This is a genomic window from Pseudoxanthomonas sp. GW835-FHT14C01, from assembly GCF_058793715.1.
In genome coordinates, this window is the sequence record NZ_JBXAGB010000004.1 from 215,630 (window position 1) to 241,165 (window position 25,536).

A 25,536-nucleotide genomic window follows, 5' to 3' on the forward strand; every position below is an offset into this window, starting at 1 on the left:
CGGCTTCAAGGGGATTCTTCTGGTGTTTCGCTAGAAGGAACACAGCCTCGCCGCCGCGGAAGGATCGCGGTAATACCAGAACCAAAAGCGGGCGCGGGGGGTGTTCACGCAGCCATTGGGCCACGCATGGAGACGCTTGTCGAATGTTTCATCGGCAACGGAAGCCGCAGGATCACGCCGCGGTGAAGAACATCAGATAGACCAGCCGACCGTCCTCCATCGTGCTGCCGAACGCGGGGCCGGCGGTATGCCACAGCCAGGGGCGCAGCAACACCAGCCGGTTGAAGCGCATCGGCACCTGCATGGTCGGCTCCCACACGCTGTCGTCGTTGCTGTGCTTCTCGATGATCTCCTGGTGCATCTGCGCATGCGAGGAGAACCCCATCTCCGTCAGTTCGGCGTCGTTGAGCGGTGCGCGATCACGGTTCGAGGGACGATGACGGAAGAACTCCGTGCCGCCGCGGCAATCCTCCGGCTTGCTGAGGTAGAGGATGCCGGACCAGTACGCCTGGTCGATATGCACCTTGGCCGTGCCGACATCGCTCGCCAAGGTGATGCGGAACTTGCCGTGCGATTGCAGCGGGTTGATCGGCTTGAGGCGCTCACCGGTGAGGTGCGAGGCGATCTCGGACAGACCTTCGATCTCGATGCGCTCCAGCGAATTGCGGCCGGGGAAGGGACCGCGCAGATCGGGATACGTCAGTTTCAAGGCCGCGTCGCGCAACGACAGCGCGTCCTGCTGGCCAAGGAAGTCGTCGACGATGATGAGGGAGGTATGCATGGCATGCAGGCTAACGGTCGCCCCTCGTCACGACAAGGCAAAAAGAAACCCCGCCTTGCGGCGGGGTTCCCGGTACTGCGGTACAGCGGACGCGGACTTCTTAGAAGTCCATGCCGCCCATGCCGCCCATGCCACCGCCAGCCGGCATCGCCGGTTCGTCCTTCTTCGGAGCCTCGGCCACCATCGCTTCGGTGGTGATCATCAGACCCGCGATCGAAGCGGCGTTCTGCAGCGCGGAGCGCGTGACCTTGGTCGGGTCCAGGATGCCGAACTCGATCATGTCGCCGAACTCGCCGTTGGCGGCGTTGTAGCCGAAGTTGCCCGAACCTTCCTTGACGCGGTTGACGATCACCGACGGCTCTTCGCCGGCATTGGTGACGATCTCGCGCAGCGGGGCTTCCATCGCGCGCAGGGCGATCTGGATGCCGTGGTTCTGGTCTTCGTTGGCGCCCTTCAGGTTGCCGATGGTCTGCAGCGCGCGGATCAGCGCGACGCCACCACCCGGGACCACGCCTTCTTCCACCGCCGCACGCGTCGCGTGCAGGGCGTCTTCGACGCGGGCCTTCTTTTCCTTCATTTCGATCTCGGTCGAGGCACCGACCTTGATCACGGCCACGCCGCCGGCCAGCTTGGCCACGCGTTCCTGCAGCTTCTCGCGGTCGTAGTCGGAAGAGGTCTCTTCGATCTGCGCCTTGATCTGCTTGATGCGCGACTGGATGCGCTCGGCATCGCCGGCGCCGTCGATGATGGTGGTGTTCTCCTTCGAGACCACGACCTTCTTCGCACGACCCAGGTCGTTGATCGTCGCCTTCTCCAGCTGCAGGCCGACTTCTTCGGAGATCACCGTGCCGTTGGTCAGCGTGGCGATGTCTTCCAGGATGGCCTTGCGGCGGTCACCGAAGCCCGGCGCCTTGACGGCGGCGACCTTGACGATGCCACGGATGGTGTTGACCACGAGGGTGGCCAGCGCTTCGCCTTCGACTTCCTCGGCCACGATCAGCAGCGGCTTGCCGGCCTTGGCGACGCCTTCCAGCACCGGCAGCAGTTCGCGGACGTTGGACACCTTCTTGTCGTGGATCAGGATGAAGGGGTCGTCGAATTCGACCTGCTGCGACTGCTGGTTGTTGATGAAGTACGGCGACAGGTAGCCGCGGTCGAACTGCATGCCCTCGACGACGTCGAGTTCGTTCTCCAGGCCCGAGCCTTCCTCGACCGTGATCACGCCTTCCTTGCCGACCTTCTTCATCGCCTCGGCGATGATGTCGCCGATGTTGCTGTCGGAGTTGGCCGAGATGGTGCCGACCTGGGCGATCGCCTTGTCGTCGGCGGTCGGCTTGGAGAGCTTCTTCAGCTCTTCGACGGCGGCCTTCACGGCCTGGTCGATGCCGCGCTTCAGGTCCATCGGGTTCATGCCGGCGGCGACGGCCTTGGAGCCTTCGCGGATGAACGCCTGCGCCAGCACGGTGGCGGTGGTGGTGCCGTCACCGGCGTTGTCGGAGGTCTTGGAAGCGACTTCCTTGACCATCTGCGCGCCCATGTTCTCGAACTTGTCGGCCAGTTCGATTTCCTTGGCGACGGACACGCCGTCCTTGGTGATCGTCGGGGCGCCGAAGCTCTTCTCGAGCACGACGTTGCGGCCCTTCGGGCCGAGGGTGGCCTTGACGGCATTGGCGAGGACATTCACGCCGCGCACCATGCGCGTACGGGCGTCTTCACCGAAACGGATATCTTTTGCAGCCATTGGAAAAACTCCGTGATTCGTATGGGGTGATGAGTGATTCGATGAGCGTCGGGCGGCGGGAACTCGGACTGGGCGGAACCGTCAACGCGTCGCGCTGCGGCGAAGCACCCATCACGAGTCCCGCCTCGGCATCAGCCGAGGATCGCGAGGACGTCGTCTTCCTTGATGATCTTGTACTCGACGCCGTCCTGCTTGTAGGCCGAACCCGAGTACTGGCCGTAGATCACCTTGTCGCCGACCTTGACCTTGGGGGCGCGGACGTTGCCGGTGGCTTCGACGAACTTGCCCTCGCCGACGGCGACGACTTCACCCTTGGTGGGCTTTTCCTTGGCGGCGTCGGGAATGATGATGCCGCCGAGGGAGGTTTCTTCGGCTTCGATCGGCTTGACCACCAGACGGTCGTACAGCGGCTTGATGTTGCTCATTTCAATCCTCTTAAGTGATTGATTGGACTGGGAAAGGGGCGGCGATGTTAGCACTCGCCTCGAGGGACTGCCAACGTCGCGGACGCAAAAACCCGGCAACGCCGGATGCCGACCGATGTTGGGCGGGGCCGCCGCGCTTTCAAGGGCCTGGCGGCAGATTTTTTTGCGACCGGGCCGGGCCGGGCGGTCTGCGATAATCGCCGGCCCATGTCCGTCTACCTGATCCTGTCCACCTGCCCGGACGCCGACACCGCCCAGCGGCTGGCGCGGACGCTGGTGGAAGAACGGCTGGCCGCCTGCGTGAACCTGCTGCCCGGAGCGATCTCGACCTACCGCTGGCAGGGCAAGGTCGAGCAGGCCACCGAGGTCCAGCTGCTGGCCAAGACCACCGCCGACCGGCGTGATGCGCTGATGGTGCGGCTGGCCGAGCTCCACCCTTATGAACTGCCGGAGATCCTGGCGGTCGAAACCGCGGCCGGCCTGCCCGCCTACCTGGCCTGGGTGGCCACCGAAACCCGGCAGGACGCCTGACCCGAGTGCCCTGATGACGCTGACCCGTGCCCTGCCCGTCCTGCTGCTGTTCCTGATCGGCCTGTCCGCGCCCCGCGGGGCGGCGGCGATCACCCAGGACGACCTGTTGCCGGTGGACGAGGCGTTCGTGCTGACCGCCACCGCGCCGGCCCGCGACCGCATCGAGATCCGCTGGAAGATCACCGAGGGCTACTACCTCTACCGGCACCGCACGGGGGTGGAAGCCGATGCCGGTTTCGCCGCGCAGCCGCTGCAGTTGCCGAAGGGCAAGGCGTACCGCGACGAGTTCTTCGGCGACGTCGAAACCTACCGTAGCGAACTGGTCGCCAGTCTGCCCGGCCAGCCGGCGGCGCCGACGGACAGCGTCACACTGAAGATCAAGTACCAGGGCTGCGCCGACGCCGGCATCTGCTACCCGCCACAGACGCGTACGCTGAAGGTGGCGCTGCCGCCCGCTGCGGACGAGGCCTTCGTGCCGCTGGGGCCGGGAACGACGCTCACCGGCAATCTGCTGGGCCAGAAACCGCAGGCCGGCATGGATGCGCTGCCGCTGCCGGCGGACCAGGCGTTCGCCTTCGAGGCGATCGCGTTCAACGGCAACGAATTGCTGCTGCGCTTCACCCCGGCCCGCGGCTACTACGTCTACCGCGACCGCACCTCGATGGCGCTGGAAGGCGCGCAGGGCATCGCGCTGCAGGCGCCGCGCTGGCCCAAGGGCAAGGCGCACCGCGACGAACACTTCGGCGAGGTCACCGTCTACTTCGACCAGGCCGAAGTACCGGTGCCGTTGCGACGCCAGCATGGCAATGCCGCGAAGGCGACGCTGCGCGTGACGTTCCAGGGATGCCAGACCGATGGCATCTGCTATCCGCCGATGATGCGGCGCGTGGCGCTGTCGATCCCGGCAGGTACGGTGACCCCGGCCACTACACCAGACGTGCCCGCTCCCGCCGCCGTCGCGCCCGCGCCGGCAACGGCAAACACGGCCGATACGGCTGTCGCCAAGCCGGAGGCGGAAGCGGCAGCAACAACCACGCCTGTCGCCGCAGACGTGGAGCGCACACGCCCTCCCGAAGACGTGCTGGCACGCAACCAGCGCGACGCGACGTCATTGATTGCAGCGCTGGCACTGGCGCTGCTCGGCGGCCTGATCCTCAACCTGATGCCCTGCGTGCTGCCGATCCTCTCGCTGAAAGCGCTGTCGCTGGCCGAGAGTGGACGCGACGGTCGCGATGCCCGTCGGCGCGCGCTCTGGTACACGGCCGGCGTGCTGGTCAGTTTCGTCGCCGTCGGCGCGCTGGCCATCGCGCTGCGTGCCGCGGGCCAGGCGCTGGGTTGGGGCTTCCAACTGCAGCAACCGTGGATAGTCGGCCTGCTGGCCTACGTGATGTTCGCGGTGGGCCTGAGCCTCTCGGGCGTATTCGCGGTCGGCCACCGATTGGCCGGTGCCGGGCACGGTCTGGCGTCGCGGCGCGGTCCGTTGGGCGACTTCTTCACTGGCGTGCTGGCCGTCGTCGTGGCCAGTCCCTGCACGGCGCCCTTCATGGGCATCGCACTCGCCTATGCCTTCACTGCTCCCACACCGCTGGCACTGCTGGTATTCGCGGTGCTCGGCCTGGGACTGGCGCTGCCGTTCCTGTTGATCGGCTTCGTGCCGGCGCTGGCGAATCGTCTGCCGCGACCCGGCGTGTGGATGGAGACGCTGAAACAGGTGCTCGCTTTCCCGATGTACCTCACCGCCGCCTGGCTGCTGTGGGTGCTGGGCAAACAGCGCGGCATCGATGCCGTCGGCCTGGCGCTGGTGGGCCTGGTGGTGCTGGCGTTGGGGCTGTGGTGGTTCCAGCGCGTGCGTTTCTCCGCCGCCCCGCTGCAGCGCGCACTGGCGTTGGTACTCGCCGCCGCTGCGCTGGTGCCGCTGGCAATGGTGCACCGACTGCCGACGGCCTCCATCGCCGCACCGACGGCTGAAGGCCATGTGGCCTATTCCGCCGAACGACTTGCCTCGCTGCGGGCCGAGGGCCGCATCGTCTTCGTCGACATGACGGCGGACTGGTGCGTCACCTGCAAGGCCAACGAGAAGGCGGTGCTGAACACCTCGGCGTTCCGCGATCTGCTCGCCACCCACGACGCGGTAATGATGACCGGCGACTGGACCAACGTGGACCCGGCGATCACCGCGTTCCTTGAACAGCACAAAGCCGTCGGTGTGCCGCTGTACGTGATCTATCCACGCGGTGGCGGCGAAGGCGAAGTGCTGCCGACCGTGCTCACGAACGACACGATGCGCCAGGCGTTCGAGCGGGCGGCGCGGTGAAGATCACCACGCCCCGCATCGTCGCCGTCGCGATCCTGGCCGGCGGCCTGGGCCTGGCGGCGAGCGTCTGGTTCAACGGCAATCCGTTCTGGCGCACGCAGGTGGGCGAACGCGCCCTGCATGCGGCCACGAACGCGACCGCACCCCGGCCGCCCGCCGGCGTTACGCCTGCCGGCATCGGCGACCCGATGCCGGCGATCGCACTGCCCGGACTGGATGGCGCCGTCGTCGACCTGCGCACGCGCTACGCAGGCAAGCGGCTGCTGATCAATGTGTGGGCGAGCTGGTGCGGACCGTGTATCGAGGAGATGCCGGAGCTGCAGCGCTTCGCGACAGCTCAGGGCACCGATGGGGTGCAGGTGGTGGGACTCGCCCTGGATACGACCGACGGCGTGCAGGATTTCCTGTCCCGGGTCCCGGTCAGCTACCCGATCGTGCTGGATACCCCAGGCCCTGCCGATGCCAGCGTATGGCTGGGCAACACCAAGGGCGTGTTGCCCTACACCGTACTGGTGGGGGCCGACGGGCGCATCGAGCGACAGAAAATCGGCCCATTCCAGCATGGCGAGATCAGCGGTTGGGCAAAGTAGGCCGCAGCACGCAACATCGTCGAAACGGCGGCTAACGCGGCTGCAACCCATGAACGGATCGGCTGTCGTACCCGGCGCGATGCCCCGCAAGCCCTTGATCCGCCATGAGCTCGCGAAGAATCAAACAATCGCTTAAAACGAGGCAAACTTCGGCGAACTGGACAGCATCGGCAGGTTCAAGCAGACTGCCGCCCTTCCGCTGGAGAGCCGAATGGCGAAGCTGCTGGTCCTGCATGGCCCCAACCTCAATCTGCTCGGTACCCGCGAGCCGGAGGTCTATGGCCACGCGACGCTGGCGGACATCGACCTGGCCCTGGCCGCGCAGGCACAGGCCGCCGGCCACCAGCTCGACACCTTCCAGTCCAATGCCGAGCATGCCCTGGTGGACCGTATCCAGGCCGCCCGCACCGACGGCACCGCCTTCCTCCTGATCAACCCGGCCGCGTTCACCCACACCTCGGTCGCCATCCGCGACGCGCTGGCGGCGATCGCCCTGCCTTTCATCGAAATCCACCTGTCCAACCCGCACAGCCGCGAACCCTTCCGCCACACCAGCTACCTCAGCGACAAGGCGGTGGGCGTGATCTGCGGTTTCGGCGCCGACAGCTACCGCTATGCGCTGGACGCCGCCCTGCAGCGGTTGCCGGCCTGACCTTCTTTTTGTTCCCCGCAGGGAACAGCGTTCAACCACGAGGCTCCCATGGATCTCCGCAAAATCAAGAAACTGATCGACCTGCTGGAAGAGTCGAACCTGGCCGAAATCGAGATCAAGGAAGGCGAAGAATCCGTGCGCCTGGCGCGCACGCCGAAGGGCGGCTACGCCGCGCCGGCCGCACCCGCACCGGTCGCCTATGCCGAACCGCGCCCGGCCGCGCCGATGCCGATGAGCTCGCCCACCGAGGCATCCACCGGCGGCACCGCCAAGGCCGGCAACGCCCTGCCCGACGGCCACGTGGTACGCGCCCCGATGGTCGGGACGTTCTACGCTTCGCCGTCGCCGGACAAGCCGTCGTTCGTCAGTGTCGGCCAGTCGGTGAAGGCCGGCGAGACCCTGGCGATCATCGAAGCCATGAAGATGTTCAACCCCATCGAAGCCGACGTATCCGGCACCGTGCTGTCGATCCTGGCCGAGAGCGGCCAGCCGATCGAATTCGACCAGCCGCTGTTCGTGATCGGCTGAGGTCCGCGCCATGCTGGACAAAGTCGTCATCGCCAACCGGGGTGAGATTGCGCTGCGCATCCTGCGCGCCTGCCACACCCTGGGCATCCGCACGGTCGCGGTGCACTCCACCGTCGACCGCAACCTCAAGCACGTGGCCATGGCCGACGAGTCCGTCTGCATCGGCCCGGCCGCCTCGAAGGACAGCTACCTCAACATCCCGGCGATTATCGCCGCGGCCGAGGTGACCGACGCGCAGGCCATCCATCCGGGCTACGGCTTCCTGTCGGAGAACGCCGACTTCGCCGAGCGCGTGGAGCAGTCCGGCTTCATCTTCATCGGCCCGAAGGCCGACACCATCCGCATGATGGGCGACAAGGTCGAAGCGATCCGCGCCATGCAGGCCGCCGGCGTGCCGTGCGTCCCCGGCAGCGGCGGACCGCTGGGCGATGACATCGTCGCCAACACCAAGATCGCCCGTGAGATCGGCTACCCGGTCATCATCAAGGCCGCGGGCGGCGGCGGCGGGCGCGGCATGCGCGTCGTGCATGTCGAGGGCGCGCTGAAGGCCGCCATCGAGACCACCAAGTCGGAAGCCAAGGCAGCCTTCGGCAACGGCGAGGTCTACATGGAGAAGTTCTTGGAGAATCCGCGCCACGTGGAGATCCAGGTGCTTGCCGACGGCCAGGGCAACGCCATCCATCTGGGCGAGCGCGACTGCTCGATGCAGCGCCGCCACCAGAAGGTGGTCGAGGAAGCGCCGGCGCCCGGCATCACCGAGGAACTGCGCAACGAGATCGGCAAGGTCTGCGTGGAAGCCTGCATCCGCATCGGCTACCGCGGAGCGGGTACGTTCGAATTCCTGTTCGAGGACGGCCGCTTCTACTTCATCGAGATGAACACCCGCATCCAGGTGGAGCATCCGGTGACCGAGCGCATCACCGGCATCGACCTGGTCTGCGAGCAGTTGCGCATCGCCGCCGGTCAGAAGCTGACCATCAAGCAGAGCGACATCGTGCTGCGTGGCCATGCGATCGAGTGCCGCATCAATGCGGAAGATCCGGACACCTTCATGCCGCATCCGGGGCTGATCCAGCACTTCCATCCGCCCGGCGGCCCTGGCGTGCGCGTCGACACGCACATCTACGAAGGCTATCGCGTACCGCCGAACTACGACTCGATGATCGCCAAGCTGATCGTGCACGGTCCGGACCGCGACACCGCCATCGCCCGCATGCGCGTGGCGCTCAGCGAGATGGTCATCGACGGGATCAAGACCAACATCCCCCTGCAGCAGCGCATCATGCGCGACCAGGGCTTCCAGGCCGGCGGCCAGAACATCCACTATCTGGAAAAGCGCCTCGCGGAACGGAAGAACAAGGCGATCTCGCTGGTCTGAGCGGTTACGTCGCGACAGAACGAAAGAGGGCCGGGATGGAAACATCCCGGCCCTCTTTCGTTCCCGGACGACGCGCAGCGCCGCGTCTTACCTGTCCGGTGCCTGTTGCGTGCCCGGCACGGGCATGGCGCCAAGGGGCGAGGACGGATCGGTGATCCGCACCACTTCGGACGAACCGTCCGGCCATACCACCCTGATCGTGCTGCCGGGCGACAGCGTCGAGAACGGCGTGCCGCTGCGCGCGCGATAGAGCGCGGCGACCTGGGATGCGCCGAGGCGGCGCGCATCGTCCGGTGCATGGATGGTCATGTGCCCGACCCGCGACAGGTCCCGGAAATCGGGGTCGCGCGTCTCGATGACGATCGTGGCGGCGGCGGCGGCATAGGCCACCACCACCAGTCCCCAGACCAGGAGATTCACTCCCGGCCGCGTGCGCTTGTATTTCATCCGTCCACTCCCGGGCGGGCCAGCAAAGTGCCCACCATGTCGTCCACATTGTCCGCACCCTGGCGCGGGAAGCCCGCGTCCCGCGCAAAGGTGGTGAAATCCTGCGATTCGTCGCGCGAACAGATCCCGCCGTTCACGCAGTAACTCGTCATCATCGAACCGTCGGGGCTGCAATCCATGCCCAACTCGCACGAGGCGATACGCCATGCGATCTCGCTCAGGTCGCTGCCCGATACCTCGCCCAGCGTGTCGCGGCGACCGCTGCCGACCGTGCCCATTGCCGGTGCGATGGCGAGATAGGCGAAGGGATCGCCCGAGTCGAGCACGCGCTGCACCAGGTCTCGCCGGTAGTCGTCGTCGTCCTGCAACGGCCGCTCCATGGCGAGCAGCGACGCCTCAGCCGCCAGGCTGCCCGCGCTTGCGGCCAGCGTGCGCTGGGTGATGAGGGTCGGCAGCGAGAAACCGTCCTGCGGCACGAAACGCGCGCACCGCTGCTGGATGCGCTGGCGCGCGGACAGCATGGCGTTGCCGTTGGACAGGCCCAGACCGGCGATGACGCGGGTGTCCTGCGCATAGCCGGCGGGATCGGCCGCGAAACCGGCGCACTGGTCCTGGACCAGGCTCAGCAACCACATCGCATCGGCATCGCCGGCAGCGGCCAGGCTCATCAGTTCGCGCGAATAGGCGAACAGGTCCGTGCTGTCCTCGAATCCACGCCGCAGTGGCGACAGCCCCGGCATCGCACGCGCGGCCATCGGACGCAGCGATGGCGTTGCGGACGGAGAAGAGAAAGATCCGGCTTCAGGGCCGGCCGCCGCATCGGCGACCGTCGGCGCGGCATGCGGCAGCCAGCCCGCCTGGCGCAGCGGTATCCACGCCAGCGCGCCCAGCAGGCCCACCAGCATCATCGGCATCAGCAGCTTCCGGGGCACGCGACCATTATCCCGGGGGCTTCCCCGCCTTTCAACGCGATGCATGCGCGTTCGCGGGGCCCGTCACGGCCTTTCGTCGCCGTTCCGCAGACCCGGACCGCAGGACGCGTGAGACAATCCCCGCCCGTTCATTTTCACTGCCGACCATGCCTTACCTGGAACTCTCCCTGCGCTGCACCGAGACCGAGCAGCCGCGCTACGAGAACGCACTGGACGACGTGGGCGCGCTGTCGGTCACCCTGCTGGACGCCGATGCGGATACCGGCAACGAGCGCGCCATCCTGGAACCGGGTGTCGGCGAGACGCCGCTGTGGAAGGCGCTGGTGCTGACCGCGCTGTTCGATGCGGAGGCCGACGCGCTGACGCTGCTGGCCGCGCTCGAAGCCTTCGACCCGGGACTGGACTGGACGCAGGTCGGCTTCCGCAAGGTCGAGGACGAGGACTGGGAACGCGCGTGGCTGGACCAGTTCAAGCCGATGCGCTTCGGCGCACGCACCTTCATCGTGCCGTGGAACCACGAGGTTCCCGACGAGGCCGGCGACGATGCGGCGATCGTGCGGCTCGATCCCGGCCTCGCGTTCGGCTCGGGCACGCATCCCACCACGGCGCTGTGCCTGCGCTGGCTCGACGCCCTCGCCGGTGAAGGCGCACTGCAGGGACAGCGCGTGCTCGATTTCGGTTGCGGCTCCGGCATCCTCGCGCTGGCGGCGTTGAAGCTGGGCGCCGCGCAGGCGGTCGGCGTCGACAACGATCCGCAGGCCCTGCTGGCCAGTGCCGATAACGCGCAGCGCAACGACGTGGGTGCGGACTTCAGCGTCTACCTGCCCGACGACGAGCCGCTGGCGACGTATCCGGTGGTGGTGGCCAACATCCTCGCCTCCGCGCTGGATGCGCTCGCCGAGATCCTCGCGGCGCGCGTGGCACCCGGTGGCCGCCTCGCGCTGTCGGGCATCCTCCAGGGACAGGAAGGCGATCTGCTCGTCCGCTACGCGCCCTGGTTCGACGCCCTGTCGGCCACGCAGGAGGGTGACTGGATGCGCATCGACGGCGTCCGCCGCTGACACCACGACCATCACCCGCGGCCACAACACACCGGTCGACGGGCATGCTTGAATAGCGACCATGTTCACCGCCTGCCCGCACTGCCAGTTCCTCGTCGCGCGCGATCCGCACTCGGGCGCAACACCCGCGGACTGTCCACGCTGCGGCAAGCCGCTGGTGACGGCCGGCGACGCGCCGGCATCCGCGCCGAGCCTGGCCACGCTGCTGCACGCCGCACCGCCGCAGGCAGAAGCCGCTCATGTCGACATGCAGGCGACGGCCGAAGAGACGGTCGAATCGCTGTCGGTTGCGCCGCACGAAGTGCCCGCGCCTGCGGAACAGCCCGTCACTGGAGACGGCACTGCCGCGTCAGTCGACGACACAGCGGACAATACGGTTGCGACCACCGACATGCCCTTGCCCGAGACCGTTCCGGCTCGGGGCATCGAGAACAGCACCGCGCCACGACCTGCACGGAAGGCGACCGGACCCCGCTTCCTGCAGCACGCGCGCACCACGCCGGTGCATGCACGCCGTACGCGCCTGCAATGGGCCGCCGTGATCGCGCTGTCGCTGCTGCTCTGCGTGCAGGTGGTGATCGCCGACCGCGCACGGCTCGCCATGCAGGCGGGCTGGCGCCCCGTGGTCGTGGCCTTGTGCGGCGTCTTCCGCTGCGACGTGCCGACCTGGCGCGAACCTGCGGCCTTCACCATGCTCAGCCGCGACGTGCGCCCCCTCCTCGACATGCCGGGCACGCTGCAGGCGCAGGCCACGTTCCGCAACGAGGCGCGCTGGGCGCAAGCGTGGCCGGTGATCCTGCTGACGCTGAAGGATGCCGATGGCCGCACCCTCGGCGCACGGGCGCTGCAGCCAGGCGACTATCTGCAGGAAGGGGAGATGGCCAACGCCATCGGACCGGGCCAGAGCGCACAGATGGCCGTACGCATCCGCGAACCCAGCGCCAGCGTCGTCGCGTTTTCCTTCGACTTCCGTTAAGTCCGCCGGTTCATCAAAAAAGCGGATGCGCGCGCCGCGCTCAGGCGCTAGACTCGTCCCCCCGCCGAATACCCGCAAGCGCAGGCGGGCATCTGCATCCGTAGCGCCCAGGGGATCCGATTGAACGCTGCCTCCACCCGCCAGGACACGCCACGCGCCGCGTCGCGCCCGCCACTGCGCGAGCACGTCGCACAGTCGGTACGCCGTTACCTGCGCGACCTGGATGGCTGCGACGCGGACGATGTGTACGAGATCGTGCTGCGCGAGATGGAAATCCCGCTGTTCGTGGAAGTGCTGAACCACTGCGAAGGCAACCAGAGCCGCGCGGCCGCCCTGCTCGGCATCCATCGCGCCACGCTGCGCAAGAAGCTCAAGGATTACGGGCTGGCCTGAGGCCACCGGCTGCGTTGCTGCGCCGCGTTATAATCCGCGCCCCGCTTCGCCACGCCGCCCCCGATGACCGTTGATTTCCAGCCCGTCCGACGGGCGCTGCTGTCCGTTTCCGACAAGACCGGCCTGCTCGACCTGGCCCGCGCCCTCGCCGCCCGCGATGTCGAGCTGCTGTCCACCGGCGGCACGGCGAAGACATTGCGTGACGCTGGCCTGGCCGTGCGCGACGTCGCCGACGTCACCGGCTTCCCGGAAATGATGGACGGCCGCGTCAAGACGCTGCATCCCAAGGTACACGGCGGCCTGCTGGGCCGCGCCGGCACCGACGACGCGGTGATGGCCGAGCACGGCATCGGCGCGATCGACCTGCTGGTGCTGAACCTGTATCCGTTCGAATCGGTGACCGCGAAGGCCGACTGCACGCTGGCGGACGCGGTGGAGAACATCGACATCGGCGGTCCCGCGATGCTGCGCTCGGCGGCGAAGAACTTCGCCCGCGTCGCCGTCGCGACCGATCCTTCGCAGTACGCCGGCCTGGTGGCCGAGCTCGATGCGAACGACGGCGCCCTGTCGGCGAAGACGCGCTTCGCGCTGTCGGTCGCCGCGTTCAACCGCGTGGCGCAGTACGACGCCGCGATCAGCAACTATCTGTCCGCGATCACCGACGCCTCGTCCGACGTGCCGGTGCGCAGCGCCTTCTCGGCGCAGGCGAACGGCAGCTTCATCAAGGTCATGGACCTGCGCTACGGCGAGAATCCGCACCAGCAGGCCGCGTTCTACCGCGACCTGTATCCCGCGCCCGGTTCGCTGGCCACGTTCGAGCAGCTGCAGGGCAAGGAACTGAGCTACAACAACATCGCCGACAGCGATGCGGCGTGGGAATGCGTGCGCCAGTTCGACGCGCCGGCCTGCGTGATCGTCAAGCATGCGAATCCCTGCGGCGTGGCCGTCGGCGTGGCCTGCGGCGATGCGTACGAACTGGCTTACGCTACCGACCCCACCAGCGCTTTCGGCGGCATCATCGCCTTCAATCGCACGCTGGATGCGGCGACGGCGAAGGTCATCCTGGACCGCCAGTTCGTCGAAGTGCTGATCGCGCCCGACTACGAGCCCGCCGCGCTCGACTACGCCACCAAGAAAGCCAACGTCCGCGTGCTGCGCATCCCGCTGGCGCCCGCGTCGCCGGGCTTCATCGACACCAAGCGCATCGGTTCCGGCCTGTTGCTGCAGACCGCCGACGACCGCGTGGTCACGCGCGACGACCTGAAGGTGGTGACGAAGCTCGCACCGACCGTACAGCAGTTCACCGACCTGCTGTTCGCGTGGAAGGTGGCGAAGTTCGTGAAGTCCAATGCCATCGTCTATGCGAAGGACCACCGCACCATCGGCGTCGGCGCCGGCCAGATGAGCCGCGTGTACTCGGCGCGCATCGCCGGCATCAAGGCCGCCGACGCGGACCTGGTCGTCGAAGGTTCGGTGATGGCCAGCGACGCGTTCTTCCCGTTCCGCGACGGCATCGACGCGGCCGCCGCCGCCGGCATCAAGGCGGTGATCCAGCCGGGTGGATCGATGCGCGACAGCGAAGTGATCGCCGCGGCCGACGAGCACGGCATCGCGATGGTGTTCACCGGCGTGCGGCATTTCCGCCATTGATGTACCGCGGCCGTCTTCTCTCGTCGCGCCCACTGGAGCATTGGCCGTCATGAAGATCCTCCGCCCGTTCTGCGCCACGCCCGCAGCGGTGATCGCCCTGGTGATGCTCGGCGGTTGCGCCGATACCGAGGCGCAATTGCAGAGCGCGCGGGCGAAGATCGCCGCCACGCTCCCGGCCCCGTACTTCGAGGACCTGGTGACGGAATCGGTGGGCGTCGACGGCAACCGCCTGGTGCTGCAGGTCCGCAGCCCGGCCGGCAGCGCCGCGAAGACACGCGAAGCGCCGGCCTTCGATGCGCTCGAGCAGAGCGAGCGTATGGCATTGCGCGAATTGTGCGGAGAGCCGGCGATCGCGCCACTGATCGACACCGATGCCGTGCTCGTGCGCCGTTTCGTGGACCGTGACGACGCCGTGTTCTTCACGGTCGAACTGCCGGCGCGCGAGTGCCTGAACCCGCCGGCCGATGCCGGCCCCGCCATGAGGAATGCCCCTTGAAAGTCCTGGTCATCGGTTCCGGCGGTCGCGAGCATGCGCTGGCGTGGAAGCTGGCGCAGTCGCCGCGCGTGGACGAGGTGATCGTGGCGCCCGGCAATGCCGGCACCGCGACGGAAGCGAAGTGCCGCAATGTCGCCATCAAGGTCACCGACATCGACGCCCTGCTGGCGCTGGTGCAGGCCGAAGGCGTGGGCCTGACGGTGGTCGGCCCCGAGGTGCCCCTGGTGGCGGGCGTGGTGGACCGCTTCCGCCTGGCCGGCCTGCGTATCTTCGGCCCCACCGCCGCCGCCGCGCAGCTGGAAGGCAGCAAGGCGTTCGCGAAGGATTTCCTCGCGCGCCATGGCATCCCGACCGCGTTCTATGCGGTGCATACGGAGGTGGACGCCGCGCTCGCCTACGTCCGCGAAAAGGGCGCGCCGATCGTCGTCAAGGCCGATGGCCTGGCCGCCGGCAAGGGCGTGATCGTGGCGATGACATTGCAGGACGCGGAAGATGCCGTGCGCGACATGCTGTCCGGCAACGCGTTCGGCGATGCCGGTGCGCGCGTGGTGATCGAGGAATTCCTCGATGGCGAAGAGGCCAGCTTCATCTCGATGGTCGACGGCACGACCGCGCTGCCGATGGCGACCAGCCAGGACCACAAGCGTGTCGGCGATGGCGACACCGGCCCGAACACCGGCGGCATGGGCGCGTATTCGCCGGCGCCCGTGGTCACGCCCGAAGTGCATGCGCGCGTGATGCGCGACGTGGTCGACCCGACGGTACAGGGCATGATCGCCGACGGCGTGCCGTTCACCGGCTTCCTGTATGCGGGCCTGATGATCGACGCCCACGGCGCGCCGAAGGTCATCGAATTCAACGTGCGATTCGGCGATCCGGAAACGCAACCGGTCATGCTGCGCCTGCAGTCCGATCTGGTCGATCTGGTCGAGGCCGCCATCGATGGGCGTCTTGCCACGACCGGAGCGGAGTGGGATCCGCGTCCGTCGCTGGGTGTGGTGATGGCGGCCGCGCCGTATCCGGAAACGCCCGTGACCGGCGACGTCATCGCCGGCCTGGACGAGGTACCCGCGACCGCCAAGGTGTTCCATGCCGGCACTGCGCTGGATGCGGACGGTCGCGTGGTCAGTGCCGGTGGCCGCGTGCTGTGCGTGGCGGCGCTGGGCGACTCGGTGTCGGACGCGCAGCGCAATGCGTATGCCGGCGTGGCGAAGGTGCGCTGGACCCACGAGTTCCACCGCACCGACATCGGCTGGCGCGCGATCGCGCGCGAACGCGCGAACGACTGACGCGTTACGTCGCCTGCACGAAGTTCGCCGCGACCTCGCGCGGCGCACTGCGCAGGTACTGCGGCGCAATGGCGATCTTCTCGCCCAAAGCCGCCGCCGCATGCCAGGGCCAACGGGGGTCGTAAAGGACGCCGCGCGCAAGGGCGACGGCGTCGGCCTGCCCCTGCTGCAGGATGGCTTCCGCCTGCCGTGGCTCGGTGATCAGACCCACCGCGATCACCGGGATGGCGACCTCGCGCCTGATCGCCTCGGCGAACGGCACCTGATAGCCGGGGCCCAGCGCGATCTTCTGTGCGGGATGCAGACCCCCGCTCGATACGTGGATGACGTGGCAGCCGCGCGCCTCCAGCGCCTTCGCCAGCACGAGACTCTGCGCCAGGTCCCAACCGCCCTCCACCCAGTCGGTGGCGGAGATGCGGATACCCACGGCCATCGATGCCGGTACGGCGGCCTTGATCGCAGCGAACACCTGCAGCACCAGGCGCATGCGGTTCTCCAGCGAGCCGCCGTACGCGTCGTCGCGATGGTTGCTCAGCGGCGACAGGAACTGGTGCAGCAGGTAGCCGTGCGCGGCGTGGATCTCGATCAGGTCCAGTCCCAGCCGCACGGCGCGGCGCGCGCTGTCGGCGAAGGCGGCAATGATGGCGTCGATGCCCGCCTGGTCGAGCGCCAGCGGCGGATGCTGGCCGTCGCTGTAGGCGAGCGGCGAAGCGGACACCGTCTGCCATCCGCGCGGCGCGTCGGGCGCGATCTGCGCGCCGTGGTGTTCCCACGGGCGCTGCGTGGAGGCCTTGCGTCCCGCATGCGCCAGCTGCACGCCGACCGGCATCGTCGAGTACCGGCGCGCCGCCGCCAGCGCGCGCGCGAAGGCCGCTTCGGTGGTGTCGTCCCACAGGCCCAGGTCCGCCCAGCTGATACGGGCGTCCGGCCGCACGGCGGTGGCCTCGATGATCGCCAGTCCGGCACCGGACTGGAGCAGGTTCGGCCAGTGGAAGGCATGCCAGTCGGTCGCGCGACCTTCTTCGGCGGAGTACTGGCACATCGGTGCGATGACGATGCGGTTGGACAGCGACAGCGGCCCCAGCGCAAGGGGCGAGAACAGGCGGCTCATGGAGGCACAGGACCGGACGACGTGGGGCGGCCACTATCCGCCTGCGCCGCAGCGCCATCAACGCCATCGACGGAACACTGTCGGGTGCGGCGGCTGGCGCCACCATCGCGATTTGCTAGGCTGCGCGCAACCCACGGAGGGCGCATGTCCAGCCACAGCCAGTTCTCGCTGCTGACACAACGGCGGTTCCTGCCGTATTTCACCGTCCAGGCGCTGGGCGCCTTCAACGACAACGTCTACCGGCAGGCGATCATTGCGCTGCTGTTCTTCCTGGGCGCCAGCGACGACCAGCTCTCGCTGTACGCCACGCTGGCACCGGCGATCTTCATCCTGCCGTACTTCCTGTTCTCCGCCATCGCGGGCCAGTTCGCCGAGAAGCTGGAGAAGCACCGGCTGATCGTCATCACCACGACGATGGAGATCGCGATCATGTCGCTGGCGGCGATCGGCTTCCTGCTGCAGAACATGCCGCTGCTGCTGGTCGCGCTGTTCTGCACCGGGGTGCAGTCCACGCTGTTCGGGCCGGTGAAGTACTCGGTGCTGCCGTCCATCCTCAAGCCCGAGGAACTGACCGGCGGCAACGGCCTGGTCGAGATGGGCACGTCCATCTCGATCCTGTGCGGCATGATCGCCGGCGGCATGATCTTCCAGATCGCCGGCGCGCATGGCCCGCAGGCGGCCGCCATCGCCATCGTGCTGCTCGCGGTGCTGGGCAACGTGGTGTCGCGCATGATCCCGCGCATGGACGCGGGCGCGCCGGACCTGGTGATCCGCTGGAATCCGATTCCGGAATCGCTGGCGGTGCTGCGCATGGCCAAGCAGCAGCTGGCGGTGCGCAACGCCATCCTCGGTGTATCGTGGTTCTGGTTCTTCGGCACGCTGCTGACCTCGCAACTGCCGGCGTACGCCAAGCTGCATCTCGGTGCGGTCGACGGGTCGTCGACGCTGTACGTGTTCGCGCTGGCGCTGTTCTCGATCGGCACCGGCGTGGGCTCGCTGCTGTGCGAACGGCTGTCGGGCCGCACGGTCGAGATCGGCCTGGTGCCCGTCGGCGCCTTCGGCATGACGGCGTTCCTGCTCGACCTGTACTTCGCCCGGCCCGGCGGCGCCCCCGCCACGGGCCTGGGCGTGGCGGAGTTCGTCCGGCAGGCCGGCAGCGTCCGGATCATGATCGACCTGATCGGCATCGGCATGTTCGCCGGCATCTTCGTCGTGCCGCTGTTCGCGCTGATCCAGAGCCGCACGGACACATCGCAGATGGCGCGCGTGTTCGCGGCGCTCAACATCCAGAACTCGGGCTTCATCGTGCTGGCGGCGCTGGTCGGTCTCGGCCTGCACGCGCTGGGCTGGAGCGGGCCGCAGATCTTCCTGGCGCTGGCCATCGCCAACGCGCTGGTCGCGATCTGGATCTTCACGATCGTGCCCGAGTTCCTGATGCGCTTCCTCAGCTGGCTGCTGGTGCGCGGGCTGTACCGGCTGCGCCTGCACGGCATCGAGAAGCATGTCCCGGACGAAGGCCCGGCGCTGATCGTCTGCAACCACGTCAGTTACATGGATGCGCTGATCCTGTCGGCGACGATCCCGCGACCGGTGCGCTTCGTCATGTACTACAGGATCTTCCAGATCCCGGTGATGAGCTGGATCTTCCGCACGGCCAAGGCGATCCCCATCGCCGGGGCCAAGGAAGATCCCGCGCTGATGCAGCGCGCGTTCGAGGAGATCGATGCCGCACTGGCGGCGGGCGAGATCGTCGGCATCTTCCCGGAAGGCGCACTGACCAAGGACGGCGGGATCGCCGCGTTCAAGTCGGGCGTGGAAAAGATCCTGGAACGGCGTCCGGTCCCGGTCGTGCCGATGGCGCTGAAAGGCATGTGGGCCAGCATGTGGAGCCGGCGCGATACCCGCCTCGGCCGTATGCGCGTGCCGCGCCGGTTCCGTGCGCACATCGAGGTCGTGGCGGGCGAGCCGATGGACGGCGCGGCGGTGGACGCGGAGGTGCTGGAGGCGAAGGTCCGCGCGCTGCGGGGCGATGCCGCGTGATGCTTCCGTGGCGTCGCGTTACCGGCTAGGCTGGCTGCAGGGGCCATCACTTCTCGCACTGCCGCAGGCGTCCGCGGTCCCGTCCTGTCGCCTGCCTTCATGAGAACCACATGAGCACGCCGCCTCCCTCCGCGCATGGCCCCTACGTACCCAATCACCTGGTGTGGGCGATCCTGACCACGCTGTTCTGCTGCCTGCCCTTGGGCATTGTTTCCATCGTGTTCGCCGCGCAGGTCGACGGCAAGCGCGCGGCAGGCGATCTGGCCGGCGCACAGGATGCCTCGCGGAAGGCCCTGAACTGTGCGATCGCGTCCGCGCTGATCGGCCCGATCCTCATGGCACTGTGGTTCTTTTTGTTCGGTGGTCTGGCACTATTGGGCGGCCTGAGCGGCATGTAGCCCGACTCGCACCACTCTTCTCCATCCCGTACAAGGAAAGCCTGCATGAGCGCCGTACCTCCCATGCCTCCATCATCCGCCGCACCGGGCAGCGTCCCCAACCACCTCGCGTGGGCGATCGTCTCCACCGTGCTGGCCACCTGCCTGTGCTGCCCGCTCGGCCTGATCGGCATCGTCGCGATCGTGTTCTCGTCGCAGGTCAACGGCAAGCTCAACCAGGGCGACCTGGAAGGTGCCCGCCGTGCGTCCGCCAACGCCAAGACCTGGTGCTGGGTGGCTACCGCGTTCGCCATCATCGGCCTGCTGCTCAACATCGTGATGTTCGCCACCGGCGGCATGGAGCAGTACATGGAGATGATGCAGCAGATGCAACAGATGCAGTGATCGCACTGCGTCCCCTGCACTACGCGGCATTGACGGCGGCGGCCCTGGTGGCCGCCGTCGGCGTCTGGCTGCTGCTGACGTTCGATCCGAACGCGGCCGACAGTCCGTTCCCCGGCTGCATGTTCCGCGCGTTGACCGGGTATTTCTGCGTCGGCTGCGGCCTGACGCGGGCACTGCACGCCCTGGTCCACGGCGATCTGCCGCGCGCGTTCGCGATGAATCCGCTGGGCGTGTTGTTGCTGCCCGCGATCCCGATGATGATCGCCCACGGCCAGGGCTGGCGGCCGCGGGTGCTGGAACCCCTCATGCGCGTGCTGCTTGCGCCGAAATTCTGGCTGGTGCTGCTGCCGGCCTACTGGATCGCGCGCAACCTGCCGTGGTTCCCGTTCACCCTGCTCGCACCGGGCTGAGGGAAGCGGCGAAGCGAGCGCCGTCGCGGACGGTGCGGGCGTGGGTCAACTGACCCAACCGCCGATCACGAACACCGCGAGTACCGCCAGCCACAGCAGCAGGATGCGCCACACCAGGCTCATCGCGTCGCGCAGTTCCGGCAGGTCGCGCATGGCCTGCACCATGCCCTCTTCCGCGTACTCCTCCGCTTCCTCCGCCAACTCGCCGCGTACGCTCGCGCGCGCGGCATGGGCGAGGAACCCGGTGTCCAGACGGAATCGCGCGCCGCCGGCTTCGCGCCACGCGGTGAACACCGTATCGAAGTTGCCGACCAGCGCCATCGCCAGCGTCATCAGTTGCGCGACCGGCCATTCCAGCGCCGTTTTCAGCGCCAGCGTACCGGCGCGGTTCCGCTCGGGCAGGTCGGGCACCGCGCTGCCCTGCACCGCAAGGCGGTACAGGATGGCGCCGACGGGACCGAGCAGCAGGAACCAGAACAGCACGCCGAACCAGCGCTGCAGCGCATTGGTGAAGACGGCCTCGACCAGCGCGGGACCGTCCAGCGCCGCGGTCTCGCCGGAGAGTCCGAGCCGCGCGATCGCGGCGCGCCGGGCCGGCGTATCGTGCGCGTCGATGACGGCTTCGACATCCACGTCGAGGTCGCGGGGACCCCACGCGTAGACCAGGACCGCGATATCGAACAGCAGGCCCAGCAGCCCGTAGACCGGACCGTCCAGCACCCACTGCAACAGTGCGACGACCAGCAGCACCGGCACCAGCGCCAGCGCGATGCCGAAGCGCCCACTCCACGTCTCGCCCGCCACCTCGCCCAGCCAGCGCAGCCACGCGGTGTACCAGCGGTACTGGCGGAACGCGGCGACCAGCGAAGGCGCGACGTGGCCAAGCACCAGCGCAAGCACGACGGCAACGAGCGTGATCGACATGCGGTCCCTCCGTTCCGGATTCTAGCGCTGCGGCCCGTTAAAGCCGGGTCTCGGCGGCACGCATACGCATGTCCGCGTGCCAGTGCTCGATCAGCGCGCGGGCGATGGAGATGGACGGAGACAGCAGCAGGCCTTCCCCATCGTCATCGTCCTCGCGTGCGAGCGCCGCATCGATGTCCTCGAACGAGAACCAGCGCGCATCCTCGAGTTCGCCATCGACCTGCGGCTCGTCGGGCTCGGCTTCGGCGCAGAACCCGAGCATCAGCGCGCCCGGGAACGGCCACGGCTGCGCACCGAGATAGCGGCACCCGCGCACACGCACCCGGGTTTCCTCCATCACTTCACGCGCGACCGTCTGCTCCAGCGTCTCGCCCGGCTCCACGAAACCGGCGACTACGGAGTACCGGCGCGTCGGCCACGCGGCCTGGCGACCCAGTAGCAGGCGTTCGCCATCGCTGACGGCGACGATCACGGCCGGATCCACCCGCGGATAGTGGTCCTTGCCGCACTGCGTGCAGTGCGCGGTGTAGCCGGCGCGACGGAAGGTGATGTCGCCGCCGCAAGCACTGCAGAAACGCGTGGACGATTGCCAGTGCAGCAGCGCGCGCGCCATCGCGAACACGCCGGACTCGAACGCCGGCCATGTTGCCGCGGCGCGACGCAGATCCCGCCAGGCCGGCGCCTGCACGGCATGGAGCCGGGCATGCGCGGCGAACCACGCCACGTTTTCGCGCAATCCGAGGAACAGGCTGGCGCCCGGACCGCCCCCCAGCGATGCGCCTTCGAAGGCGAGCAACGAACCGTCGGCCCGGGCGAGCGCACGCCCTTCGTCGTCCAGCACGATCACGCGCGCGGTCGGCCACAGTTGGGCGAGTGCGTCGGCGTCATCGCGCAGCGCATCGGCACGGTCCAGCGTGTCGCCCGCGAAAGCGAAGCCGGAGAGCGGCGCGGAAGGGGAGGCGGGACCTGTCACGGAACGCGGCAGGCCGGGCATTACATGCTGAAACTGCTGCCGCAGCCGCAGGTGGTCTTGGCGTTCGGGTTGCGGATGACGAACTGCGCGCCCTGCAGGCTCTCGCTGTAATCGACTTCCGCCCCCATCAAGTACTGCAGGCTCAACGGGTCGACCAGCAGCGACACGCCGTCGGTGTCCACGGCGACATCGTCGTCTGCGCGGTTCTCGTCGAACTCGAAGCCGTACTGGAACCCCGAGCAACCGCCTCCCTGGATATAGACACGCAGCGCGAGGCTGTCGCTGCCTTCTTCCTGGATCAGTTCACGCACCTTCGCCGCCGCGGCCGGCGTGAAGTTCAGCGGGCGGTCGATGGACTGGTAATCGGGCGCGGCCGCCGCGGTGGGCAGGGAAACGACGGTGGTCATGGCGGAAGGATGGGGGCTGGCGGAGGCCAGTTCAAGTTCAGCGGGTACCGGCGCCCTCGCCGGCCCCTTCCTTCGCGGCGGCCTGCGTCCACGGGAACGACTGTTCCACGGCGGCGCCGTTCTGCGGCACCACGCGGGCGATGACGCGGACCGGCTTGAAGCCGGGCGGCAGCAGCAGGTCGCCTTCGACCTGCTGGAAATACTTGAACGAGAACGGTACGCCCGGCGCGTTCGGCTGCTGGCGCAGGTCGGCCCAGCCCAGCCGCCGCAACTTGCCGGCTTCGGTGCCTTCCACCGACACCAGCAGGCGACCGGCATTCACCGCACCGCGGTTGAGGTTCTGGGTGAGCGTCGCGGTGAAGTGCCAGGCCTGCTCGTCCTGCGGTTGCAGGGTCAGTTCATGCACGGACAGGCCCCGACGCTGTGCGGTGGCGCCGACGAAGCGCTCGTAGAAGGCGACATCGGCGCGCAGGCCGGCGATTTCCTCGTCCCGTTCGGACAGCGTCGTCTGCAGGTCGCGGTTGGCGTCACGGCTGATCTGGTCTGAGCGCGACAGCGTGGCGACCTGCTGCTCCAGCGATTCGATGCGCTGCTGCTGGGTCCGCCACTGCGAGGGCGTCGGGCCGTCGACGGGGCTGGCCGTCATCCCGCGCCATAGCAACCACGCTCCCGCCGCGATGACCATGGCCAGCACCGCCAACGCGATGACCGGCCCCTTGCGAAAGCGGGGCGGAGGTACGGTCGGCGGGAGCGGCCTGACGTTCATGGCCGCAGGATAACGCGGCCGTTCCCAGCGGGCTCTGAATGGCGCCGTCAGACGTCGGCGGTGGCCCAGGATTCGGGCAGTGCCGCCGCGTCCTGCGCGCCATGGCTCGCCGCTGCCGCATCCGCATGCACCAGTTGCCCGGTCAGCTGCGCGCCGGCGCTCATTTCGACGACCTTGTAATGCAGGTTGCCGTGCACGCGCGCCTTGGTGGCCAGTTCGATCCGCTCGAGGGCATGCACATCGCCGGTCATGCGGCCGTTGATCACCACCACCGGCACCTGCACCTCGCCCTCGATGCTGCCCTGCTCGGCCAGGGTCAACACCGCGCGCTCACCGGCTTCGGCGATCACCTTGCCCTGGATGTGGCCCTCCACGTACAGCCCGCCGCTGAACACGACGTCGCCGCGGATGGTGACCTGCGGACCGATCAGGGTGTCGATGGCACCCACGTCGGGACGGATGGGCTTGTTCTTGAACATGTCACTTGCCTCCTGCGGCTGTGGCGGTCTTCCAGTCGAGGGCCTGCTCCACCGCGGCGTCCTCGCCGTGCAGCGACACCTTGACGCGCTGCGGCGTGAAACCGGGCGGCAGCATCACGTTGCCATCCAACTGCTGGAAATAACGGAAGGAATAGGCCTGCGCCGGCGCGCTGCGCTGCTGATGCAATTCGTCCCACTGCACCGCGGCCAGCTTGCCCTCGCGCACGCCTTCCACGGTGAAGCGCATCTGCCCCTGGCTGATCGCGCCACGGTTCATGGTCTGCGTCAGCATGATCTGGTAGCGCCATGTGCCCCCTGCCTCCTGCGCGAACTCGGCGACGTGCACCGTCAGTCCCTTGCGTTGGCTGGTGGAGCCCACCAGGCGTTCGAAGAACGCGATGTCGGCGCGCAGCGCCGCGATTTCCTCGTCGCGCTCGGCGAGGGCTTCCTGCACTTCGGCATTGGCGGCGCGGCTGATCTGGTCCGACCGCGCGAGCGTCGATTCGCGCTGGCGCAGCGCGTTCAGTTCGGACTGCGCGGCCTTCGCCTCACGCTCCGCCTTGCCGCGCGCCGCGTCGGCCAGCGCCAGCCGTGGCGCGGCCGTATGGCTGGCCGCCCACCAGACACCGCCCACACTGGCGATCCACGCAAGCCCCAGCAGCAACGACGTGCCGCGGCGGCGCACGGCCACGTCACGCGGCACGATCCGGAAGCGGGAAGGAACAGGCGCAGGCATGACGGACAAGCGGCGGGCGGCGCTCAGCCGGCAGCCAGACGGGACCCCTATACTCGCCGCAGTGGCGCGAGCCCACGAGTCTAACGGGAGTGGCGGGGATGTCCGAAGCGCATCTTTTCGTAATTGGGATCCTGTTGGCATGGATGGCCGGGATCCGCGTCTACCTCACGGTCTTCGGCGTCGGACTGGCCGGGGCGCTGGGCTGGCTCGATCTTCCTCCCGCGCTGCAGGCGACCGAATCCTGGTGGGTGCTGGGCACCTCCGGCGCGCTGGCGCTGACCGAGTTCTTCGCCGACAAGATTCCCGGCGTGGACTCCGGCTGGGACCTGCTGCAGACGCTGGCGCGCGTGCCGGCCGGCGCCTTCCTCGCCGCCGCCACGCTGTCGCCGGATGGCCAGCTCAGCGGTGGCGTACTGGCGGCGGGCGCCGGTGTCGCGCTGACGAGCCATGTGCTGAAAAGCGGTTCCCGTGCCCTGATGAACACGTCTCCGGAGCCGGTCAGCAACTGGGCCGCCTCGATCACCGAGGACGCCGTGGTGGTTGGTGGCCTGGCGCTGGCCTTCGCGCACCCCTGGATTGCGTTGTTCCTGGTGATCGGGGCGTCGCTGCTGATCGCGGTGGCGGTGTGGTGGGTCTGGCGCAAGGTCACGCGCGGCCTGAAGCGCCTGCTGCAGACGACGGCGCCCACACCCGTACCACCCCCGACCTCCGGCCCGTGACAGGC

At 68.1% G+C, this 25,536-nt stretch carries 29 protein-coding genes; 17 read left to right on the forward strand and 12 right to left on the reverse strand.

The features are described 5' to 3' along the window. Nucleotides 1-172 precede the first annotated feature (172 nt). From AC1Q5B_RS18865 to AC1Q5B_RS18875, 3 genes are all read right to left on the reverse strand, one after another. Nucleotides 173-790 carry a DUF6445 family protein gene (locus AC1Q5B_RS18865; protein WP_492633070.1) on the reverse strand — a complete coding sequence of 206 codons (618 nt, stop codon included), beginning with the start codon at nt 788-790 and terminating at the stop codon, nt 173-175. Nucleotides 791-881: 91 nt separating this feature from the next. Further along, nucleotides 882-2,522 (reverse strand): chaperonin GroEL, encoded by a 1,641-nt coding sequence (groL, locus tag AC1Q5B_RS18870; RefSeq protein ID WP_162337520.1) that lies wholly within the window; start codon nt 2,520-2,522, stop codon nt 882-884. Between the two features lie 131 nt (nt 2,523-2,653). Beyond that, nucleotides 2,654-2,947, reverse strand: coding sequence for a co-chaperone GroES (locus tag AC1Q5B_RS18875; protein ID WP_162337521.1), 294 nt, complete (start codon nt 2,945-2,947; stop codon nt 2,654-2,656). Nucleotides 2,948-3,154: 207 nt separating this feature from the next. Between AC1Q5B_RS18875 and cutA the strand changes: the two genes are divergently transcribed. The 6 genes from cutA (at nt 3,155) to accC (ending at nt 8,940) form a co-directional block, all read left to right on the forward strand. Then, nucleotides 3,155-3,478, forward strand: a complete 324-nt coding sequence (gene cutA, locus AC1Q5B_RS18880; protein ID WP_492632984.1) for a divalent-cation tolerance protein CutA — start codon at nt 3,155-3,157, stop codon at nt 3,476-3,478. A gap of 13 nt (nt 3,479-3,491) precedes the next feature. Then, nucleotides 3,492-5,792: a protein-disulfide reductase DsbD family protein gene (locus AC1Q5B_RS18885; RefSeq protein ID WP_492632985.1), complete on the forward strand. Its 2,301-nt coding sequence runs from the start codon at nt 3,492-3,494 to the stop codon at nt 5,790-5,792. Next, nucleotides 5,789-6,382 (forward strand): TlpA family protein disulfide reductase, encoded by a 594-nt coding sequence (locus AC1Q5B_RS18890; protein ID WP_492632986.1) that lies wholly within the window; start codon nt 5,789-5,791, stop codon nt 6,380-6,382. The genes AC1Q5B_RS18885 and AC1Q5B_RS18890 overlap by 4 nt, the downstream gene beginning before the upstream one ends. A gap of 211 nt (nt 6,383-6,593) precedes the next feature. Next, the gene (gene aroQ / locus AC1Q5B_RS18895; RefSeq protein ID WP_492632987.1) at nt 6,594-7,034 is read left to right on the forward strand and encodes a type II 3-dehydroquinate dehydratase; all 441 of its coding nucleotides are present in this window, start codon (nt 6,594-6,596) and stop codon (nt 7,032-7,034) included. A gap of 48 nt (nt 7,035-7,082) precedes the next feature. Beyond that, nucleotides 7,083-7,562: an acetyl-CoA carboxylase biotin carboxyl carrier protein gene (gene accB, locus AC1Q5B_RS18900; protein ID WP_394695703.1), complete on the forward strand. Its 480-nt coding sequence runs from the start codon at nt 7,083-7,085 to the stop codon at nt 7,560-7,562. A gap of 10 nt (nt 7,563-7,572) precedes the next feature. Further along, on the forward strand, nt 7,573-8,940 hold the full coding sequence (gene accC / locus AC1Q5B_RS18905; RefSeq protein WP_487750422.1) for an acetyl-CoA carboxylase biotin carboxylase subunit: 1,368 nt from the start codon (nt 7,573-7,575) through the stop codon (nt 8,938-8,940). 87 nt (nt 8,941-9,027) lie between these two features. On the opposite strand, the gene AC1Q5B_RS18910 is transcribed toward accC, so the two are convergent. Continuing rightward, a complete protein-coding gene (locus AC1Q5B_RS18910) occupies nt 9,028-9,387 on the reverse strand; it encodes a hypothetical protein (RefSeq protein WP_492632988.1) in 360 nt (119 codons plus the stop codon). Further along, nucleotides 9,384-10,319 carry a hypothetical protein gene (locus AC1Q5B_RS18915; RefSeq protein WP_492632989.1) on the reverse strand — a complete coding sequence of 312 codons (936 nt, stop codon included), beginning with the start codon at nt 10,317-10,319 and terminating at the stop codon, nt 9,384-9,386. Before AC1Q5B_RS18915 ends, AC1Q5B_RS18910 begins: the two co-directional genes overlap by 4 nt. Before the next feature lie 146 nt (nt 10,320-10,465). Between AC1Q5B_RS18915 and prmA the strand changes: the two genes are divergently transcribed. The 6 genes from prmA to purD all read left to right on the forward strand — a co-directional run bounded on the left by prmA (nt 10,466) and on the right by purD (nt 16,184). Next, entirely contained in the window at nt 10,466-11,380 is a 915-nt protein-coding gene (prmA, locus tag AC1Q5B_RS18920) for a 50S ribosomal protein L11 methyltransferase (protein ID WP_492632990.1), read from the forward strand. Between the two features lie 61 nt (nt 11,381-11,441). Continuing rightward, complete coding sequence (locus tag AC1Q5B_RS18925) at nt 11,442-12,356, forward strand: DUF3426 domain-containing protein (RefSeq protein ID WP_492632991.1); 915 nt, start codon at nt 11,442-11,444, stop codon at nt 12,354-12,356. A 120-nt stretch (nt 12,357-12,476) separates the two neighbouring features. Next, nucleotides 12,477-12,749 (forward strand): DNA-binding transcriptional regulator Fis, encoded by a 273-nt coding sequence (fis, locus tag AC1Q5B_RS18930; RefSeq protein WP_334180560.1) that lies wholly within the window; start codon nt 12,477-12,479, stop codon nt 12,747-12,749. A gap of 63 nt (nt 12,750-12,812) precedes the next feature. Continuing rightward, a complete protein-coding gene (purH, locus tag AC1Q5B_RS18935; protein WP_492632992.1) occupies nt 12,813-14,399 on the forward strand; it encodes a bifunctional phosphoribosylaminoimidazolecarboxamide formyltransferase/IMP cyclohydrolase in 1,587 nt (528 codons plus the stop codon). A 49-nt stretch (nt 14,400-14,448) separates the two neighbouring features. Beyond that, nucleotides 14,449-14,895, forward strand: coding sequence for a hypothetical protein (locus AC1Q5B_RS18940; RefSeq protein WP_492632993.1), 447 nt, complete (start codon nt 14,449-14,451; stop codon nt 14,893-14,895). Beyond that, nucleotides 14,892-16,184: a phosphoribosylamine--glycine ligase gene (purD, locus tag AC1Q5B_RS18945; protein WP_492632994.1), complete on the forward strand. Its 1,293-nt coding sequence runs from the start codon at nt 14,892-14,894 to the stop codon at nt 16,182-16,184. The genes AC1Q5B_RS18940 and purD overlap by 4 nt, the downstream gene beginning before the upstream one ends. Nucleotides 16,185-16,188: 4 nt before the next feature. Here the strand turns inward: purD and AC1Q5B_RS18950 are convergent, their stop codons facing one another. Then, nucleotides 16,189-17,295: an NADH:flavin oxidoreductase/NADH oxidase gene (locus tag AC1Q5B_RS18950; protein WP_492632995.1), complete on the reverse strand. Its 1,107-nt coding sequence runs from the start codon at nt 17,293-17,295 to the stop codon at nt 16,189-16,191. Nucleotides 17,296-17,439: 144 nt separating this feature from the next. Here AC1Q5B_RS18950 and AC1Q5B_RS18955 point away from each other — a divergent pair, with 144 nt between their 5' ends. The 4 genes from AC1Q5B_RS18955 to AC1Q5B_RS18970 all read left to right on the forward strand — a co-directional run bounded on the left by AC1Q5B_RS18955 (nt 17,440) and on the right by AC1Q5B_RS18970 (nt 20,527). Then, nucleotides 17,440-19,335 carry an MFS transporter gene (locus AC1Q5B_RS18955; RefSeq protein ID WP_492632996.1) on the forward strand — a complete coding sequence of 632 codons (1,896 nt, stop codon included), beginning with the start codon at nt 17,440-17,442 and terminating at the stop codon, nt 19,333-19,335. A gap of 110 nt (nt 19,336-19,445) precedes the next feature. Beyond that, nucleotides 19,446-19,733 carry a CD225/dispanin family protein gene (locus AC1Q5B_RS18960; RefSeq protein WP_492632997.1) on the forward strand — a complete coding sequence of 96 codons (288 nt, stop codon included), beginning with the start codon at nt 19,446-19,448 and terminating at the stop codon, nt 19,731-19,733. A gap of 45 nt (nt 19,734-19,778) precedes the next feature. After that, nucleotides 19,779-20,117 carry a CD225/dispanin family protein gene (locus AC1Q5B_RS18965; RefSeq protein ID WP_492632998.1) on the forward strand — a complete coding sequence of 113 codons (339 nt, stop codon included), beginning with the start codon at nt 19,779-19,781 and terminating at the stop codon, nt 20,115-20,117. Further along, complete coding sequence (locus AC1Q5B_RS18970; RefSeq protein WP_492633071.1) at nt 20,117-20,527, forward strand: DUF2752 domain-containing protein; 411 nt, start codon at nt 20,117-20,119, stop codon at nt 20,525-20,527. The genes AC1Q5B_RS18965 and AC1Q5B_RS18970 overlap by 1 nt, the downstream gene beginning before the upstream one ends. Before the next feature lie 45 nt (nt 20,528-20,572). On the opposite strand, the gene AC1Q5B_RS18975 is transcribed toward AC1Q5B_RS18970, so the two are convergent. The 6 genes from AC1Q5B_RS18975 to AC1Q5B_RS19000 are packed head-to-tail and all read right to left on the reverse strand — an operon-like array spanning nt 20,573 to nt 24,812. Next, nucleotides 20,573-21,451: a hypothetical protein gene (locus tag AC1Q5B_RS18975; RefSeq protein ID WP_492632999.1), complete on the reverse strand. Its 879-nt coding sequence runs from the start codon at nt 21,449-21,451 to the stop codon at nt 20,573-20,575. 37 nt (nt 21,452-21,488) lie between these two features. Next, nucleotides 21,489-22,424: an NAD(+) diphosphatase gene (gene nudC, locus AC1Q5B_RS18980; protein ID WP_492633000.1), complete on the reverse strand. Its 936-nt coding sequence runs from the start codon at nt 22,422-22,424 to the stop codon at nt 21,489-21,491. Between the two features lie 20 nt (nt 22,425-22,444). Beyond that, on the reverse strand, nt 22,445-22,831 hold the full coding sequence (erpA, locus tag AC1Q5B_RS18985; protein WP_241046638.1) for an iron-sulfur cluster insertion protein ErpA: 387 nt from the start codon (nt 22,829-22,831) through the stop codon (nt 22,445-22,447). Between the two features lie 37 nt (nt 22,832-22,868). Further along, nucleotides 22,869-23,597: a DUF6776 family protein gene (locus AC1Q5B_RS18990; protein ID WP_492633001.1), complete on the reverse strand. Its 729-nt coding sequence runs from the start codon at nt 23,595-23,597 to the stop codon at nt 22,869-22,871. 47 nt (nt 23,598-23,644) lie between these two features. After that, complete coding sequence (locus AC1Q5B_RS18995) at nt 23,645-24,076, reverse strand: bactofilin family protein (RefSeq protein WP_492633002.1); 432 nt, start codon at nt 24,074-24,076, stop codon at nt 23,645-23,647. Nucleotide 24,077: 1 nt separating this feature from the next. Beyond that, the gene (locus AC1Q5B_RS19000; RefSeq protein WP_492633003.1) at nt 24,078-24,812 is read right to left on the reverse strand and encodes a DUF6776 family protein; all 735 of its coding nucleotides are present in this window, start codon (nt 24,810-24,812) and stop codon (nt 24,078-24,080) included. 98 nt (nt 24,813-24,910) lie between these two features. Between AC1Q5B_RS19000 and AC1Q5B_RS19005 the strand changes: the two genes are divergently transcribed. After that, complete coding sequence (locus AC1Q5B_RS19005; RefSeq protein ID WP_492633004.1) at nt 24,911-25,531, forward strand: DUF4126 domain-containing protein; 621 nt, start codon at nt 24,911-24,913, stop codon at nt 25,529-25,531. The last annotated feature ends 5 nt before the right edge of the window (nt 25,532-25,536 follow it).